13 protein-coding genes are annotated in these 14537 nt (G+C 70.6%); 8 read left to right on the top strand and 5 right to left on the bottom strand.

Features of this window, described 5'->3' with window-relative positions; translation table 11 throughout:
* From D7X74_RS30670 to D7X74_RS30645, 6 genes are all read left to right on the top strand, one after another.
* Positions 1–2228: restriction endonuclease (locus D7X74_RS30670; protein ID WP_120536563.1), on the top strand; the 2228-nt coding region annotated here is incomplete at its 5' end.
* A gap of 54 nt (positions 2229–2282) precedes the next feature.
* A complete protein-coding gene (locus D7X74_RS30665; protein ID WP_120536562.1) occupies positions 2283–3200 on the top strand; it encodes a HEAT repeat domain-containing protein in 918 nt (305 codons plus the stop codon).
* Positions 3201–3202: 2 nt separating this feature from the next.
* Positions 3203–3817 (top strand): hypothetical protein, encoded by a 615-nt coding sequence (locus D7X74_RS30660; RefSeq protein ID WP_120536561.1) that lies wholly within the window; start codon positions 3203–3205, stop codon positions 3815–3817.
* An 11-nt stretch (positions 3818–3828) separates the two neighbouring features.
* Positions 3829–4857: a biotin--[acetyl-CoA-carboxylase] ligase gene (locus D7X74_RS30655; RefSeq protein ID WP_120536560.1), complete on the top strand. Its 1029-nt coding sequence runs from the start codon at positions 3829–3831 to the stop codon at positions 4855–4857.
* Between the two features lie 32 nt (positions 4858–4889).
* Positions 4890–5660: a type III pantothenate kinase gene (locus D7X74_RS30650; protein WP_120536559.1), complete on the top strand. Its 771-nt coding sequence runs from the start codon at positions 4890–4892 to the stop codon at positions 5658–5660.
* Entirely contained in the window at positions 5657–6802 is a 1146-nt protein-coding gene (locus tag D7X74_RS30645; RefSeq protein ID WP_120536558.1) for a hypothetical protein, read from the top strand. Before D7X74_RS30650 ends, D7X74_RS30645 begins: the two co-directional genes overlap by 4 nt.
* A gap of 128 nt (positions 6803–6930) precedes the next feature.
* Here the strand turns inward: D7X74_RS30645 and D7X74_RS30640 are convergent, their stop codons facing one another.
* The 4 genes from D7X74_RS30640 to ald all read right to left on the bottom strand — a co-directional run bounded on the left by D7X74_RS30640 (position 6931) and on the right by ald (position 11827).
* Complete coding sequence (locus tag D7X74_RS30640) at positions 6931–8727, bottom strand: response regulator (protein ID WP_120536557.1); 1797 nt, start codon at positions 8725–8727, stop codon at positions 6931–6933.
* 184 nt (positions 8728–8911) lie between these two features.
* Positions 8912–9778, bottom strand: coding sequence for an anti-sigma factor (locus D7X74_RS30635; protein ID WP_120536556.1), 867 nt, complete (start codon positions 9776–9778; stop codon positions 8912–8914).
* 26 nt (positions 9779–9804) lie between these two features.
* Positions 9805–10446, bottom strand: coding sequence for a sigma-70 family RNA polymerase sigma factor (locus D7X74_RS30630; protein WP_120536564.1), 642 nt, complete (start codon positions 10444–10446; stop codon positions 9805–9807).
* A gap of 253 nt (positions 10447–10699) precedes the next feature.
* A complete protein-coding gene (gene ald / locus D7X74_RS30625) occupies positions 10700–11827 on the bottom strand; it encodes an alanine dehydrogenase (protein ID WP_120536555.1) in 1128 nt (375 codons plus the stop codon).
* 176 nt (positions 11828–12003) lie between these two features.
* On the opposite strand from ald, the gene D7X74_RS30620 reads away from it, so the two are divergent.
* A complete protein-coding gene (locus tag D7X74_RS30620; protein WP_120536554.1) occupies positions 12004–13317 on the top strand; it encodes a radical SAM protein in 1314 nt (437 codons plus the stop codon).
* A gap of 58 nt (positions 13318–13375) precedes the next feature.
* Entirely contained in the window at positions 13376–14083 is a 708-nt protein-coding gene (locus D7X74_RS30615; RefSeq protein ID WP_120536553.1) for a hypothetical protein, read from the top strand.
* 19 nt (positions 14084–14102) lie between these two features.
* Here the strand turns inward: D7X74_RS30615 and D7X74_RS30610 are convergent.
* A partial coding sequence (locus tag D7X74_RS30610; protein WP_147446737.1) for a response regulator occupies positions 14103–14537 on the bottom strand: 435 nt, incomplete at its 5' end.

Below are 14537 nucleotides of genomic sequence, written 5' to 3'. Positions count from 1 at the left end.
GCGAAGGTCGCCCCCTGCATTTCCTTGAGATCACGGAGAAGTCCATCCAGCTGAGCCTGCTGTCCCACATCGGCAAGACACCGGAAGTGACGATGCTGTCGCGTCTGGCTGCCATGGCGCGGCGGACGCGGGATCGCAAGGTGATTGTCACGGCGAAGGATACCTTCGCCCTGACGGATTGGTCACTCTCCGAGGATGCCGAGGCACTTGCACAGACGGGCGTGATGGAGCCGCATCCGGAGGAGGAGCTTCCTCCCCTGCGGCCGGTGGAACGTCACCCGGAGCCGCGCACGGACAACGTGCGCGCGTCGGGGCGTGGCACGGAACGCAAGCGCCGCCGCGACGAGGGCGACGAGGAGCGGGGTCGCAGGAAGCGCTTCCCGCCGCTGCCAGAGGTGGTGTTCGAAATCCTCAGCGAGGCGGAAGTCGGCCTGCGCACGGATCAGCTCATCGAGCGCGCTCGCTCCAAGGAGCTGTGCGCCGAGGAGACGACGGTGGAGGCGGTGCTCACCGCCCTGCTGGAGGACAACCAGCGCCGCATCGACGCGGGCCGCCGGCCCCAGTACGCCTTCAACCAGGAGACGGGTGAGGTGTCGCTGGAGCGCGCGGGTGCGCCGAGCGAGGCGCCGCCCCTGGAGCTCCAGGCGGCGTTCGCGCAGGCCCTGGGCATCCCGCTGGAGGGAGGCCGCCCGGTGCTGGGCAAGCCCGCCGCGGGTGTGGAACCCCTGGTGGACGAGGCCCTCATCACCACCGCGCGCACGGCCCTCAAGGACGCGCGTCGGGCGGTGGCGCGCGGGCTGCGCAAGCGCCTGGGCGACGCGGACGTGGGCACCTTCGAGAAGTCCGTGGTGAAGATGATGCACGGGCTGGGCTTCCGCGAGCTGAAGGTCGCCAAGCGCTCCAAGGAAGGCCCCCTGCTCACCGCGCGCAAGCGCGAGGGCAGCGTGGAGCTGCGCTACGCGGTGCGCATGCTCAAGGGCACGCCGGGCGTGGACCGCAAGACGGTGCAGGAGCTGCGGCGCGACCTGGGCCACTACTCGGCGCAGGTGGGCCTGCTGGTGAGCGCCGGTGAAGTGCGCGGCGACGCGCGCTCCGAGGCGCAGGCCACGGGCTCGCTGGTGATGCTGTGGTGCGGCGACGCGCTGGGTGAGAAGTTCCTGGAGGCCAGGACGGCCGTCAACGTCACCCAGGTGGAGCTGTACGACATCGACGAGCGCTTCTTCGAGGCCGCGAAGCTGGACGCCGAGGAGGCCCAGCGCCGCCGCGAGGAGCGCAAGAGCGAGAAGCAGGCCCGCGAGGAGGGCGGCGAGGTGGAGGTGTCCGCCACCGCGACGACTCCCGCAGCGGACCGGCCGGAGCGCGAGGAGCGTCCCGAGCGGGGCGACCGGCAGGAGCGTGCCGAGCGCCGTCGCGACCGTCAGCGTGCGCGCAACGAGGCCCGCGACGCGGCCGCCGCGCAGGGTGGATCCGAAACGCCCGAGCCCAAGGCCTCACCGGTGGCCGCCGCGCCGCCGGCCGCCGCCGGGTTCACGCCCACGACGTCGGAAGAGGACGACTCCGACGAAGGGGATGACGAGGACGGGGACGAGGACCTGGAGGCCGCCAGCGCCTTCGTGGGTGGAGCCAAGGAGGGCGCCGAGGGTGGTGCTTCCGACGCCTCCGCTTCCGAGCGCAAGCGCCGCCGCCGTCGCCGCCGGGGCCGTCGCGGCCGTGGCACGCGCGGAGCGGACGGCTCGCCCACGGGCGAGGCCGGCGCTCCCGCGCCAGGCTCGACCGGTGAGGAGGTCGCCGCCTCGGGTGGGATCGCCGCGCCTTCCGCCGGTGGAAGTGTCGGAGGCGAAGGGCTGGTGGCGCTCGCGGGTGAGGCGCTGCCCGTCGTCGCCGACGCGGCCCCTGGCCCGTCCCACGGGGAAGCAGCCGTCACCGCGCCGAGCGAAGGCAACGCGTGGCACGCGGGCGAAGCCGTGAAGGCCGAGCCGACGCCGGAGTCCGCCGATGCGGCGCGGGCCCGGGCCGAAGCCGCGCGGGCAGCGTCCGATGCCGTGACGCCGGGCGCGAGCCCTGCGTTGACGCCTGCGGATGAAGCGTCCGGCGAGGCGTCCGCGACGCCCGCCGCCGAGGCGGCTGTGTCCCCGAGCGAGCCCGTGGAGATCCGCGAGGCCCGCGAGGTGCACGAGGCACCGGTGTCGTCCGAGCCGGGGACTCCGCCCGAGGGCAAAGAGGGCTAGCCGCCCTCACGGAATCGGGTGCGGTGGACGCGGGAGTGTTAGCGTAAGGGGGCCATGAAGCCGGCCCTGCTGCTCACCTCCTGCGTGCTGTTACTCGGGGCCTGCCGCTCGCAGGCCCCGCGCCATCCGGTGGCGCCGGTGGAGCTGTCCGGGGACACCGTGCGGGACAACGCGCTCCTGGGCTTCGGTCCGGACGGGGTGCGGGAGCTGTTCTCCGACGCGCTGGAGGGCTCCGGTCGCTTCGAGCTGGTGGGCGACGAGGGGCCGAAGAAGGTCCGCCCCTGGCGCATGTCGCTGGACCTGCCCTTCACCCGCGAGGTGCTGAAGGACGGCAACCCCCACAGCTTCGCGGAGGTGGGCGCCAACCTGTCCCTGGAGCGCTTCGGCGGCGCCGTGCCCCAGCGCTACGAGGTGGTGGGGCTGGGCGAGGCGCAGGTGCAGGAGGACTCGGAGGAGGGCCGCCGGGCCGCCATGCGCGCCGCGCTGGAGAACGTGCTGCGGCAGGTGACGGAGTCGGCGCTGCTGCAGCTCTCCGCGCTGGAGCGCACGGACGAGGCGCTGGTGACGGACCTGCGCGCCAATGACGCGCGCATCCGCGAGTTCGCCCTGCGCACCCTGGCCGAGCGCAAGCACCCGGCCGCCGCGCCCCTGTTGATTGAACGCCTGAAGGACACCAGCGACGCGGACGCGGTGCGCCGCACCATCGGGACGCTGGCGGAGATGAAGGCGAAGAGCGCGGTGCCGGCCCTCATCGACCTGGCGCGGGGCCGCGACTCCGGCTTCCTGCAGGAGATCGTCTTCGCGGTGGGCGAGATTGGCGGCCCGGAGGCGGAGGCGTACCTGTACACGGTGGCCCAGGGCCACGACACGCCGTCGGTGCAGGCCGCGGCGCAGCAGGCGCTCGACACACTCTACGCATCACGCAACCACGCAACGGTGGAGGCGCGTGGCCAGGGCCACGCGGACCCTTGAGTATGAGGCAATCGCTGTCGACGGTGGGGGGCATCGCCCTCCTGGCCACCACGCTCGTGGGCTCCGGATGCGCGAAGCGCGTCGAGTCGGACACGCGCCCCGCAACCGAATCCATCGCCGAGTACTACCCGCTGGCGGTGGGCAACCAGTGGACGTACCGGCTGGACAAGCGGGACGACAAGCCCGTCACGGTGGAGATCGTGAAGGAGCAGGACGGGTACTTCCTGGACAACCAGGGCGGGCAGCTCACGGTGGACGCCTACGGCCTGCGCGACCCCAAGCGCTACCTGCTGCGCGGACCGCTGGAGGCCGGGCGCGGGTGGAACAACGTGGTGTCCGTGTCGTCCACGGAGCGCTACCAGCTGGTGCAGGTGGGCTTCGCGTGCCAGGCGCCCGCGGGTTCGTTCCCCAACTGCGTGAGCGTGGAGGGCCGCAACCGGGTGGACGCGAAGACGACGCTCGTCAACACGATGACCTTCGCCGCGGGCGTGGGGCTGGTGCGCGTGGACGTGGCCACGGAGCAGGACGGCAAGCGCGTGCCCCAGACGGAGCTGGAGCTGGTGTCCTTCAAGGTGGGCTCCGGCGCCGCCGCGACCCCGCCGCCCGCCGCGAACTGAAGCGCCCGCGCATGGCCGTGGAGACGAACGAGCTGTCGCAGGACGCGCGCATCCTGGGCTTCCTCTCCGAGGGAGGGGAGGGCTTCATCTCCGGTGAGGCCCTGTCGAACCGGCTGGGCCTGTCGCGCACCGCCGTGTGGAAGCACGTGGAGTCCCTGCGGCTGAAGGGCTACCGCATCGAAGCGGTGCCCGCGAAGGGCTACCGGCTGACGGGCCGGCCGGACCGGCTCTCCGCGCTGGAGGTCCACCCGCTGCTCACCACCCGCGCGATGGGCCGCGTGCTGCACCACCACGACACCATCGGCTCCACCAACGCGACGGCCTTCCGGCTGGCCCAGGACGGCGCCCCGCACGGCACCGTGGTGGTGGCCGAGCAGCAGACGGCGGGCAAGGGGCGCCGGGGCCGCGCCTGGGTGTCCCCGCCCGGCCTCAACCTGTACTTCTCCGCCATCCTCCGCCCGGAATTGCCGCCGCAGCGCGCGCCGGAGCTCACGCTGGTGGCCGCCGTGGCCCTGGCGGAGACGCTGCGCGAGTCCAGCCCCGACGCGGCCATCAAGTGGCCCAACGACGTGCAGCTGGGCGGCCGGAAGGTGGCGGGCATCCTCACGGAGCTGTCCGCTGAACCGGAGCGCGTGCACTTCGTCATCGTGGGCGTGGGCGTCAACCTCAACGCGGGCCCGGAGCACTTCCCGGAGGAGCTGCGGGACACCGCCACGTCGCTGTCCCAGGCACTGGGACGGCCGGTGGCCCGCGCGGCCTTCACGGCGGCCCTGTGGGCGCGGCTGGAGGTCTGGCTGGACACGTACCTGGCCACCGGCTTCGACGCGGTGCGCACCCGCTGGAAGGCCCTGTCGAGCACCCTGGGGCAGCAGGTCCGGGTGCGCACCGACCGGGGGGACTGGGAGGGGTTCGCTGAGGACATCGACCCCACGGGCGCCCTGATGGTGCGCACGGCGGACGGCCGCCTGGAGCGGGTGCTCGCGGGCGACGTCGAGCAGTTGCGCCCCCAGGGACAGGTGCGCCCTCAAGGACGCGGCTGATTCACGGGCTTCGCGGTAGACTGGCGCACGTGATGCTCCTGGCCATCGACGTCGGCAACACCAACACCGTGCTCGGCGTGTACGAGGGCAAGCGGCTGTTGGATCACTGGCGCCTGGAGACGAGCGCCCGGCGCAGCGCGGACGAGTACGGCATCCTCGTGCGCCAGCTCTTCACGTGGAGCGGCATCGACGCGGCGCAGGTGTCCGCCGTGGCCGTGTCCAGCGTGGTGCCGCCGCTCCAGTTCAGCCTGGAGAAGATGAGCGAGCGCTACTTCAAGACGCGCCCCATGTTCGTCGGCCCGGGCGTGAAGACGGGCATGCCCATCCTCTACGACAACCCGCGCGAGGTGGGCGCGGACCGCATCGTCAACGCGGTGGCCGCCTACGAGAAGCACCACAAGGGCCTCATCGTGGTGGACTTCGGCACCGCGACGACGCTGGACGCGGTGACGCCCCGGGGCGAGTACCTGGGCGGCGCCATCTGCCCTGGCATCAACATCTCCATGGAGGCCCTGTTCCAGAACGCCTCCAAGCTGCCGCGCGTGGAGTTCGCGCGGCCGCCGCACGTGGTGGGCCGCAACACCGTGCACTCCATGCAGTCCGGGCTCGTCTATGGCTACGTGAGCATGGTGGACGGCCTGTGCGCGCGGATGGAGGCGGAGATGGGTTTCACCGCGAAAGTGGTGGCCACCGGGGGCCTCGCCCCGCTGGTGGCCAGCGAATCGAAGGCCATCCAGGAAGTGGATGAGTTCCTCACCCTGGAGGGGCTGCGCATCATCTACGGAAGGAATCACGCCTCATGAGCCTCGCTCCGGATCCCACCATCCCGGCCCCGCCTCCGGGCTGCCCCTTCAACGCCGAGTTCCTGCCGCCCAACCTGCGCAAGCACGTGGACCCCAACGCCCCCGTGCCGCTGCGGATGATGGCCGCCAAGTCGCTCGTGCCCCTGAATCCGGCGGACATGCTGGGCGCGCTCTTCATGCTCACGTTCGATCCGGAAGCGAACGTGCGCGAGACGGCCGCCAAGACGTGCGCCACGCTGCCGGACCGCATCCTCGGCTCCGCGCTGCGCGACGAGGGCGTGCCGCCGCCCGTGCTGGGCTACTTCCTGGGCCTCCTGAAGGACAAGGAAGCCTACGCGGAGATGCTCGTCCTCAACTCGGAGACGCCGGACGACGCCGTCGCGGGCGTGGCCTCCACGTGCAGCCCGAAGGTGGCGGAGATCATCTCGCAGAACCAGCTGCGACTGCTGCGCCACGAGGACATCGTCCGCAACCTGTGCCTCAACCCGGGCGCCCCGGCGTCGCTCGTGGACAGCATCTGCGACTTCGCGGTGCGAAGCGGGCTCATCCTGGCGGACGTGCCGGCGATGCAGGCCGCCCGGGTGCGCATCTACGGCCCCCAGGCCGCCGCGGCCCCTCCGGATCCGGGCCCCACGGCGGAAGAGGTCCTTCAGGAGCTGGGGCCGGCGGCGCAGCAGGAGGACGAAGCCCCGATGGAGGAGGGCAAACGTCAGACGCTCGCGCAGCGCATCATGAAGATGTCCATCGCGGAGAAGATCAAGCTGGCGACGCTGGGCAACAAGGAAGCGCGCACCAACCTCATCCGCGACACGAACAAGCTCGTCTGCACCGCCGTCATCCGCAGCCCCCGCATCACCGACGGCGAGGTGCTCGCGTGCGCCGCCAACCGCGCCATCAACGACGACGTGCTGCGCGTCATCTACAACAACCGCGAGTGGACGAAGATGCAGAAGGTGAAGCTCGCGCTGGTGAAGAACCCCAAGGTGCCGCTCACCGTCACCATGAAGTTCCTCAACACGCTGCGCGACACGGAGCTGAAGGACCTGGCGCGCGACAAGAACGTGCCCGCCGCCGTGCAGTCCTTCGCCAAGAAGCTGCATGAGAAGAAGACCGCCCCCAAGAAGGAGGGCGGCGGTCACTGACGGTCCGGGCGGACTGCCGGGCGTCGTGCGCCCGGCTTCGCTCCAGGGACCGTGACGGGCCTGCCGGAAGGGGGAGGGCGGTCGTCCCGCGCCGTCCCCTCGCTCACGCGGCCTGGGAACGACGGACGCTATGCGGCGGCTTCCTCGTCGGCGTCGTCGCCCACGGAAGTGCCGGGCTCGTCCAGGAGCTGCTGGGCGATGGCGAGCGCCTTCTTCGTCTTCTCGCGCAGCTTCTCGTCGCCCTTGATGCGCGCGTAGAGCTTCGTCACGCGCTCCTCGTTGCGCACCGCCGCCTGCTCCAGCTCGGTGATGCGGGCGCGCAGCCCGTCGGCGTCGGCGGCCGCCTGGGCCGTCTGGGCGGACAGGTCCGCCTGGGACTGCTCCAGCTGGGCGCGCAGGCCTTCCGCCTCCTGCTGCGCGGCTTCCACCTGCGAGCGCAGCCCCTCGGCCTCCTCGCGCGCCGCCTGGAGGTCCGCGTCCTGCTGGGCCGCCTGGGCCCGCAGTCCTTCCACCTCACCCTGGAGCGCCTGGGCCTGGGCCTGGTGCTGATCCAGCTCCGCCTGGAGCGTGCCCAGCTTCGCGGTGGCGCCGCGCGCCTCCTCCTTGGAGGTGGCCAGCTGCTGATCCACGCGCTTGCGCTCCGTGGTGAGCTGCTCGGTGCGGCTGGTGAGCGTCTTGATCTGCGCGTCGCGGCGCGACAGCTCCTCGTCGGAGGTGCTGGCCTTCTGCTCCAGCTCCAGGTGCTGATCCTTCAGCTCGATGATCTCCTGGTCCTTCTGGTTCAGCTCCGACTTGAGGCGCAGGATCTCCTTGTCGCGCTTGTTGACGGTGTCGCGCAGCGCGAAGGTGTCCTTGTCGTTCTTGCCGACGTTGGAGCGCGACGTCTCCAGCTCCGTCGTCTTCGCCTGGAGCTCGGACTCCAGCGACTGCACGCGCTCCTCGGCCTGCGTCGCCTGTCCGCGCGAGTCCTCCAGCGCGCTCTGCAGCTCCGCCACCTTGGCGCGCAGGTTGCGCAGCTCCGCGACCTCCGCCGCGGACGGGCCCGCCGCCGGCTGGGGCACCGGGCCCGGGCCCGCGACCGCGACAGGCCGGGGCGGGGGAGGCGTGGGCACCGCGCGCAGCGGCGCGGGCGTGGCGGCGGCGCGCACGGGCGCGGGGGGCGGCGCGGCCACCGGCTCCGGATCCGCCGGCGGCATGAAGCCGATGACGGTCTTCTCCTCCGGCTCGTCGCCCAGGTCGCTCAGCACGTCCAGCGAGTCGTCGTTGTCGGAGCCCAGCGAGTCGAGCGCGGAGATCTCCTCCTCGGCGGACGGGGACTCCAGCTCCGGCGGCGCCTGGACGGACTCTTCGTCGGGCGTTCCGGTGACGGGCTCGGACAGGTCGCCGAAGGCCTCGTCGAGCATGTCCAGGTCTTCCCCGGGCACCGCGGGCTCCTCGCCCGTGTCCACGGCGATCTCCTCGCCGAAGTCCGGGGCCGGCTCTTCCTTGCCGAAGTCGTCGCCCAGCGAGTCCAGGGTGAGGCTGTCGTCCACCACCTCGTCACTGGCGGGCAGCTCCGGGAAGCCAATCAGGCTGCCCACCCGGTCCACCAGCGTGTCGGTGTCCACGGGCTTGGCGACGTATTCGTCCGCGCGCGCCTTGAGCTTGCTGTGCGCCGCGAAGCCGTCCGGGCTGCCGATGATGACGATGGGCAGCGCCTTGAGATCGTCGTCCTTCTTCAGCTTGCCGCAGATGAGGTAGCCGTTCTGTCCGGCGGACAGATCCACCGCGAGCACCACGAGCTCCGGGCGCTCGCGCCGGATCAGCTCCACGCTGCCCTTGCCGTCGCCCGTCGTCTGCGCCGTGAACCCCCGGGCTTCCAGGGCCTGCTGCAGGGTGGCGGAGAGGGTGGCGTCGCTTTCGACGATCAGGATTCGCTTGGACATGAAGGGACGGCCGTCCTGGGGTGCGGCGCGCGGTGGATCACCACGAACAAGCGGCGGCGCGCGAGAAGAGAGTCGCGGTCGAGGCTATCGGCCATGTCTGGGACCGTCAATCTTCACACCGGGCGCAATGCCCGGTATTCAGTCGAGCAGGCGACCGCTCGGGCCCCACGCCGTCAGCCCTGTTTCAGGGCTGTAGCGAGACGGGCTGCAGCGACACGTTCTGCACGCTCACCGACGGCTTCACCTGCGCGGGGCGCGGGATGCCGTTGGAGCGGTGCTCCTGCTCCCGCAGCATCTGCAGGATGGCGGCGTCGTCCAGGTCCGTCACCAGCTCGTAGGTGATGTCCTGATCACGCCACGTCACCACGTTGTACGCCTGGCTCGAGTCCACGGCCACGTTCTCCACCGTGGGGGACTCCTCCACCGTCACCCGCCGACCCGTCGCCGGATACACGAACACGCCGATGTTGCGCTTGGCCTCGTTCGTGCGCCGGGGCTGGGTCTCGTAGCTGACGTAGACGACTTCCTGGCCGTTGAGCGTGGAGAAGCGCGCGCCCACGGGCTGGGCCTGCTGCAGGCGGGGCAGGGTGATGCGGTGCTCCACCTTGTCGTTGAACCACGCCTCAATCTGCTCCGGCGTGCCCGCCACGAACTCCAGGGGCCGCTGGCGCGTGTGCCGCTGCACGGCTTCCAGGATGGTGGCCCGCTGGGCCTGACCGGACTGGTACGTCATCCAGCCGCCGCCCACCGTCACCACCACCAGGGCCACGGCCCCGGCGCGGATCCACTGGCTCACCTGGGCCCGGCGCTGCTCACGGTGCAGGCCGGACTGGATGCCCGCGCGCAGCGAAGCCGGCGCGCGCGAGCCCTGGGCGGACACGGAGTGCTTCGCCGCGCGCCGGAGCGTCTGGCGAAGCTGCATCTCTTCATCCACCCGCGCGATGCATGCGGGGCAGTCTTCGAGGTGCGACTCCACGTCGTGGCGTTCCTCCGGCTGGAATTCACCGTCGAGGTACGGGTACAGCAATCGCTCGAGTTCCTGGCAGGTCATGGGCGCTCGATGAATCCAACCACGAACTAGCCGGCCTTCTTCCGTCGCCGGAACTCTTCCAGGTCCGCGGGCGCGGGCACCGGATCTCCGTCGTGACGGAAGACACCCTGACCCTGCGCGTACTCACGCAGCGTCTTCTGCAGCAGCTTGCGGCCCCGGAACAGCCGGCTCATCACCGTGCCCACGGGGCACTCCAGAATCTCCGCGATCTCCTTGTAGGAGAACTCCTGGAGGTCCGCGAGGATGACCACCAGCCGGAAGTCGATGGGCAGCGAGTCGATGGCGCGCAGCACGTCGTCCGACAGGAGCCGGTCGAAGAAGTACTGCTCGGGGTTGGCGGCGAAGTCCGTCGCGTCCCGGCTCACGAAGCGCTCATGCACCGCCTCGCGCTCCACGCCCTCCACCACCGTGCGCTCCTTCACCTTGCGCCGGTACCGGTTGATGAACGTGTTCGTGAGGATCTTGAAGAGCCAGGCCTTGATGTTGGTCCCGCGCTCGAACTTGTCGAAGAACCGATAGGCCCGCATGCAGGTGTCCTGCACCAGGTCCTCGGCATCGCGCTCGTTCTTGGTCAGCCGGAGGGCCGCTGAATAGAGCGGATCCAGGTGCGCCAGCGCCAGCTCTTCGAATTCCTGCTTCGTCCGGTTGGGTTGCCTGAAGTCCAGCATCATGCTCCCGCCTTCCAGGGGCCCGAAATGATTGGGGAATGCGTCGCCTGCCTAACGGTCAATCTATGCACCGGAACAGACGGGTCAACAACGCTTTCCCCTGCCGCGCCGCCCGCATGCCCGCTTCTGGTGTGGGGAGACGCCCGGCGGGATCATTTATTCCACAGGGTGGGAACCAGGGGGGACACCCGGACGGGGCTTCCCCCCTGGCAACCCGGCCAGAAGAAGGCTGGCCGGCTGCTGTACAGGCGGGTTACTTCTTGCCGCCGAGCGCGTCCATCAGGGGCACGTAGTCGTAGCCCATGTCCTTGGCGACGGCCTCGTAGGTGATGTGGCCGTTGTAGGTGTTGATGGCACGCTGGAGGGCGCGGTCGGCCTTGATGGCCTCCACCAGGCCCAGGTCCGCGATCTTCCGCGAGTACGGGCGCGTGGTGTTGGTGAGCGCGAACGTGGACGTCTGCGGCACGGCGCCGGGCATGTTGGCCACGCAGTAGTGGACGACGTCGCTCACGGTGAACGTGGGGTTGTCGTGCGTGGTGGGCTTGCAGGTTTCAATGCAGCCGCCCTGGTCCACCGCGACGTCGACGACGACGGAGCCGGGCTCCATCTCCGCGATGAGCTCGCGGGAGACGAGCTTCGGGGCCTTGCCGCCGGGGATGAGCACGCCGCCGATGACGAGGTCCGACTCGCGCACGGTGCGCGCGATGGACTCCGTGTCCGACGCCAGCGTCTGCGCGCGGCCGAGGAACACGTCGTCCAGGTAGGTGAGGCGCTCCAGGTTCACGTCCAGGATGGTCACTTCCGCGCCCATGCCCACCGCGACCTTGGCGGCGCACAGGCCCACCACGCCACCGCCGATGACGGCCACGCGGCCGCGGCGCACGCCGGGCACGCCGCCCAGCAGGATGCCCTTGCCACCGTGGGCCTTCTCCAGGCACGCGGCGCCGACCTGGATGGCCATCTTGCCGGCCACCTCGCTCATGGGCTTGAGCAGCGGCAGGCTGCCGTCGTCCAACTGGAGCGTCTCGTAGGCGACCGCGGTGACCTTCTTCTTCAGGAGCGTCTTGGTGAGCTCCGGGTCCACGCCGGCCAGGTGGAAGTACGTGTAGACGATCTGCCCGGGCTGCATGCGCTCGTACTCGGGCGCGATGGGCTCCTTCACCTTCACGACCATCTCCGAGCGCTTCCACACCTCATCCGCGCTGGAGATGATCTGCGCGCCGACGCGCTGGTACTCCGAATCAGGGATGCCGGAGCCGACGCCTGCGTTCGTCTCGACCAGCACCGTGTGCCCCGCGCTGGTGAGCGCGCGCACGCCCGCAGGCACCATGCCGACACGGTACTCGCGGGTTTTGATCTCCTTGGGAACTCCGACGATCACGACTGCCTCCGGATAGGGGACTGCGAAAACGTGGCGGACCCATAGACCAGGGCCCCAACGCTTTCAAGGCGCGCTCCGGCACCGTGGGGTGGGCTTGCATGATGGGGCTCATTCGCTCGCACACATGACGCGAGGCGTTGGACGCGTCAGGGCCCGCCCGTGTTAGGTAGCAGGCCATGACGCACGCGCCGAAACTGCTCTTCGCGGACCCCAAGGGCCGGGTCATGGAGCATCCGTACCTCATCGCCACCCTGCGCAGCGGGGAGGAACTCGTGCCACCGCAGGACAAGCCCATCGCCCTGCCGGCGGCAGGGCGCCTGGTGCACCTGCCCGGACGGCTGCCGGTGGGACTCAACCCGGACTCCGGCGAGCTGGAGCTGGTGCGCGAGATGAAGATTGGCGGCAAGACGTTCGTGCCCAACGCGGTGGGCGCGCTCTTGCCCCCCGGCTACACGCGCACGTTCCTGCCCGGTGAGGTGAAGGGGGACGGGCCGGTGCTGCCGCAGTGGGCGTACACGGCGGCGGCGTGGGGTGAGAAGGGGCCGCTCGCGTGGGCCATCCACACCGACCGGCGCTCGCACTGGGAGCCGGAGTCGTACTCCACGCCGGAGCTGAAGGGCCTTGTCACCGCGCACATGGAGCGCTTCCCGGACAGCCGCGTGCTCAAGCAGTTGAAGACGTGCGCGCTGCTCTACCGGTGCTTCACGTCGCAGAACATCTTCTACGCGCGCGACGAGGGCGCCATCCCCGCGTCGGTGATGTGCAACGCGCGCTGCGTGGGCTGCATCTCGGATCAGCCCGCGGACGGTCCGCCCGCCTCGCACGAGCGCATGGACGACGGCCCCTCCGCGGAGGAGATGGCGGCCATTGGCCTGTACCACCTGGAGCACGCGCCGGGCCGCACCATGGTGAGCTTTGGCCAGGGGTGCGAGGGCGAACCGCTCACGCGCTGGAAGTACATCGCGGAGTCCATTCGCATCATGCGCGCGAAGACGGACCGGGGCTCCATCAACATCAACACCAACGCCAGCCTCACGCACGGCCTGAAGGCGCTGCTGGATGCCGGGCTGGATGCCGTGCGCGTGTCGCTCAACGCCGCGTCCAAGGGCCTCTACGAGGCCTACTACAAGCCGGTGAAGTACGGCTGGGAGGACGTGGAGGCCTCCATCGCGCTGGCGCGGGAGCGCGGGGCGTACCTGGCGCTGAACCTGCTGCTGTTCCCCGGCGTCACCGACCGCGAGGGCGAGGTCCAGGCGCTGGAGAACCTGGTGCGCAAGTACCGCGTGGATCAGGTGCAGACGCGCTCGCTGTGTATCGACCCGCTGCAGTACCTGGACGTCGCGCGAGGGCAGGGCGCGGGCGGCGAACCCGTGGGCATCCGCACGCTGCTGAACCGGCTGAAGGCGGCGCGGCCGGGGCTCATCATCGGCAACTTCGCGCGCGGCCTGGACGAGCGCGAGAACGCCGCGAGCGCTCCGGGCGACGCATAGGCGTCACCCCCCCGTCAGGGGTTTGACCCACCGGGGGCGGACGGCTACGAAGCCGGGCATGTCCGCCTCCTTCCGCGTCCCGTTCCGCCTCGCCGTCCTCTGTCTCTCCTCCGGTGCCGTCGCCGTCCTCGGCGCGTGCAGCAGCGGCAGCAAGGCGCCCGAGGAGCCGGAGTTCGACCACGGGTTGAAGAAGCCCATCGTGCGCAAGCTGCGCGCGGAGCTGAAGGAGACGCCGTGTGACAAGCCGAAGGCGCAGGAGTACGCGCAGCTCCTGATGACCACCGGCGACCTCAAGGGCGTGACGAAGGCGTCGGATGACTATGCCGCCGCCGGCTGTGGCGCCAACGTCGTCCTGCTCCAGCTGTCGTACACGGCGAACGCTCGCCTGGAACAGAAGGAGGGCGCGCTGAAGGCCGCCACCGCCCTGGTGGAGGCGCAGCCGACCAACGCCAGCTACCGCGTGTGGCGGGGCCTGTCGCAGGAGGCGCTCGGCCAGATGGAGGGCGCCGCGGCGGACTACCAGAAGGCCTTCGAGCTCCAGCCGGATCAGCGCCCCATCCTCAACGCGCTGCTCAAGGCCTATGAGACGCTGAACCGGCCCTGTGACGCGCTGGCCGCGTACCAGCGCTACGTGCAGGCGAAGCCCACGGAGGCGAACAAGTCCGACGTGAAGGAGGCGATGCAGGTGCTGGCCAGCAAGACCACGTGCCCGGTGGATGCCGCGCCGGTGGATGCCGGGGCGTCCGAGGCGGCGACGGCGCCCTGAGGAGGGCGGGGCGCGGGGACTACTCGGCGCCGGGGGGCATCAGCTCCTTGGCGACGAGGTTGCCCATCACGGCGTCCTTCGGGATGTAGCCGTCGGCGCCGGCCTCGCGGCAGATGCGCTGCAGCTCCTCCACGTTCTCACCGGAGCACAGCAGCACCTTGATGCCCTTGAAGAGGCTGTTGCTCTTGATGAAGCGGCAGAACTGCTCGCCGTTCACGTTGGGCATGCGCACGTCCAGGAGCACCAGGTCCGGGCGCGTCTGCTTCTTCAGGATGATCTTCGTGGCCTTGTCCGCGGAGTCCGCGATGTGGACCTCGAAGCCCTTGGACACCAGGTCCGCTTCGATGATCCGCGCGGTCATCTCACTGTCGTCCACGATGAGGATGCGCGGTTTGCGCGCCCCGGGGGCCAGCGTCTTCGGCGCGGAGAGGCCGGCGGGCGCGGCCACGGGGGC

The organism is Corallococcus sp. CA047B (assembly GCF_003612065.1).
In the GTDB taxonomy this organism is placed as follows: domain Bacteria; phylum Myxococcota; class Myxococcia; order Myxococcales; family Myxococcaceae; genus Corallococcus; species Corallococcus praedator.
The sequence above is the reverse complement of the archived record's forward strand: the minus strand, read 5'-3'. Positions and strand labels throughout refer to the sequence as shown.

Coding starts and splice junctions, on each gene's coding strand:
- D7X74_RS30665 (WP_120536562.1), top strand. CDS start 2,283: ATGAAGCCGGCCCTGCTGCTCACCTCCTGCGTGCTGTTACTCGGGGCC.
- D7X74_RS30660 (WP_120536561.1), top strand. CDS start 3,203: ATGAGGCAATCGCTGTCGACGGTGGGGGGCATCGCCCTCCTGGCCACC.
- D7X74_RS30655 (WP_120536560.1), top strand. CDS start 3,829: ATGGCCGTGGAGACGAACGAGCTGTCGCAGGACGCGCGCATCCTGGGC.
- D7X74_RS30650 (WP_120536559.1), top strand. CDS start 4,890: ATGCTCCTGGCCATCGACGTCGGCAACACCAACACCGTGCTCGGCGTG.
- D7X74_RS30645 (WP_120536558.1), top strand. CDS start 5,657: ATGAGCCTCGCTCCGGATCCCACCATCCCGGCCCCGCCTCCGGGCTGC.
- D7X74_RS30640 (WP_120536557.1), bottom strand. CDS start 8,727: ATGTCCAAGCGAATCCTGATCGTCGAAAGCGACGCCACCCTCTCCGCC.
- D7X74_RS30635 (WP_120536556.1), bottom strand. CDS start 9,778: ATGACCTGCCAGGAACTCGAGCGATTGCTGTACCCGTACCTCGACGGT.
- D7X74_RS30630 (WP_120536564.1), bottom strand. CDS start 10,446: ATGCTGGACTTCAGGCAACCCAACCGGACGAAGCAGGAATTCGAAGAG.
- D7X74_RS30620 (WP_120536554.1), top strand. CDS start 12,004: ATGACGCACGCGCCGAAACTGCTCTTCGCGGACCCCAAGGGCCGGGTC.
- D7X74_RS30615 (WP_120536553.1), top strand. CDS start 13,376: ATGTCCGCCTCCTTCCGCGTCCCGTTCCGCCTCGCCGTCCTCTGTCTC.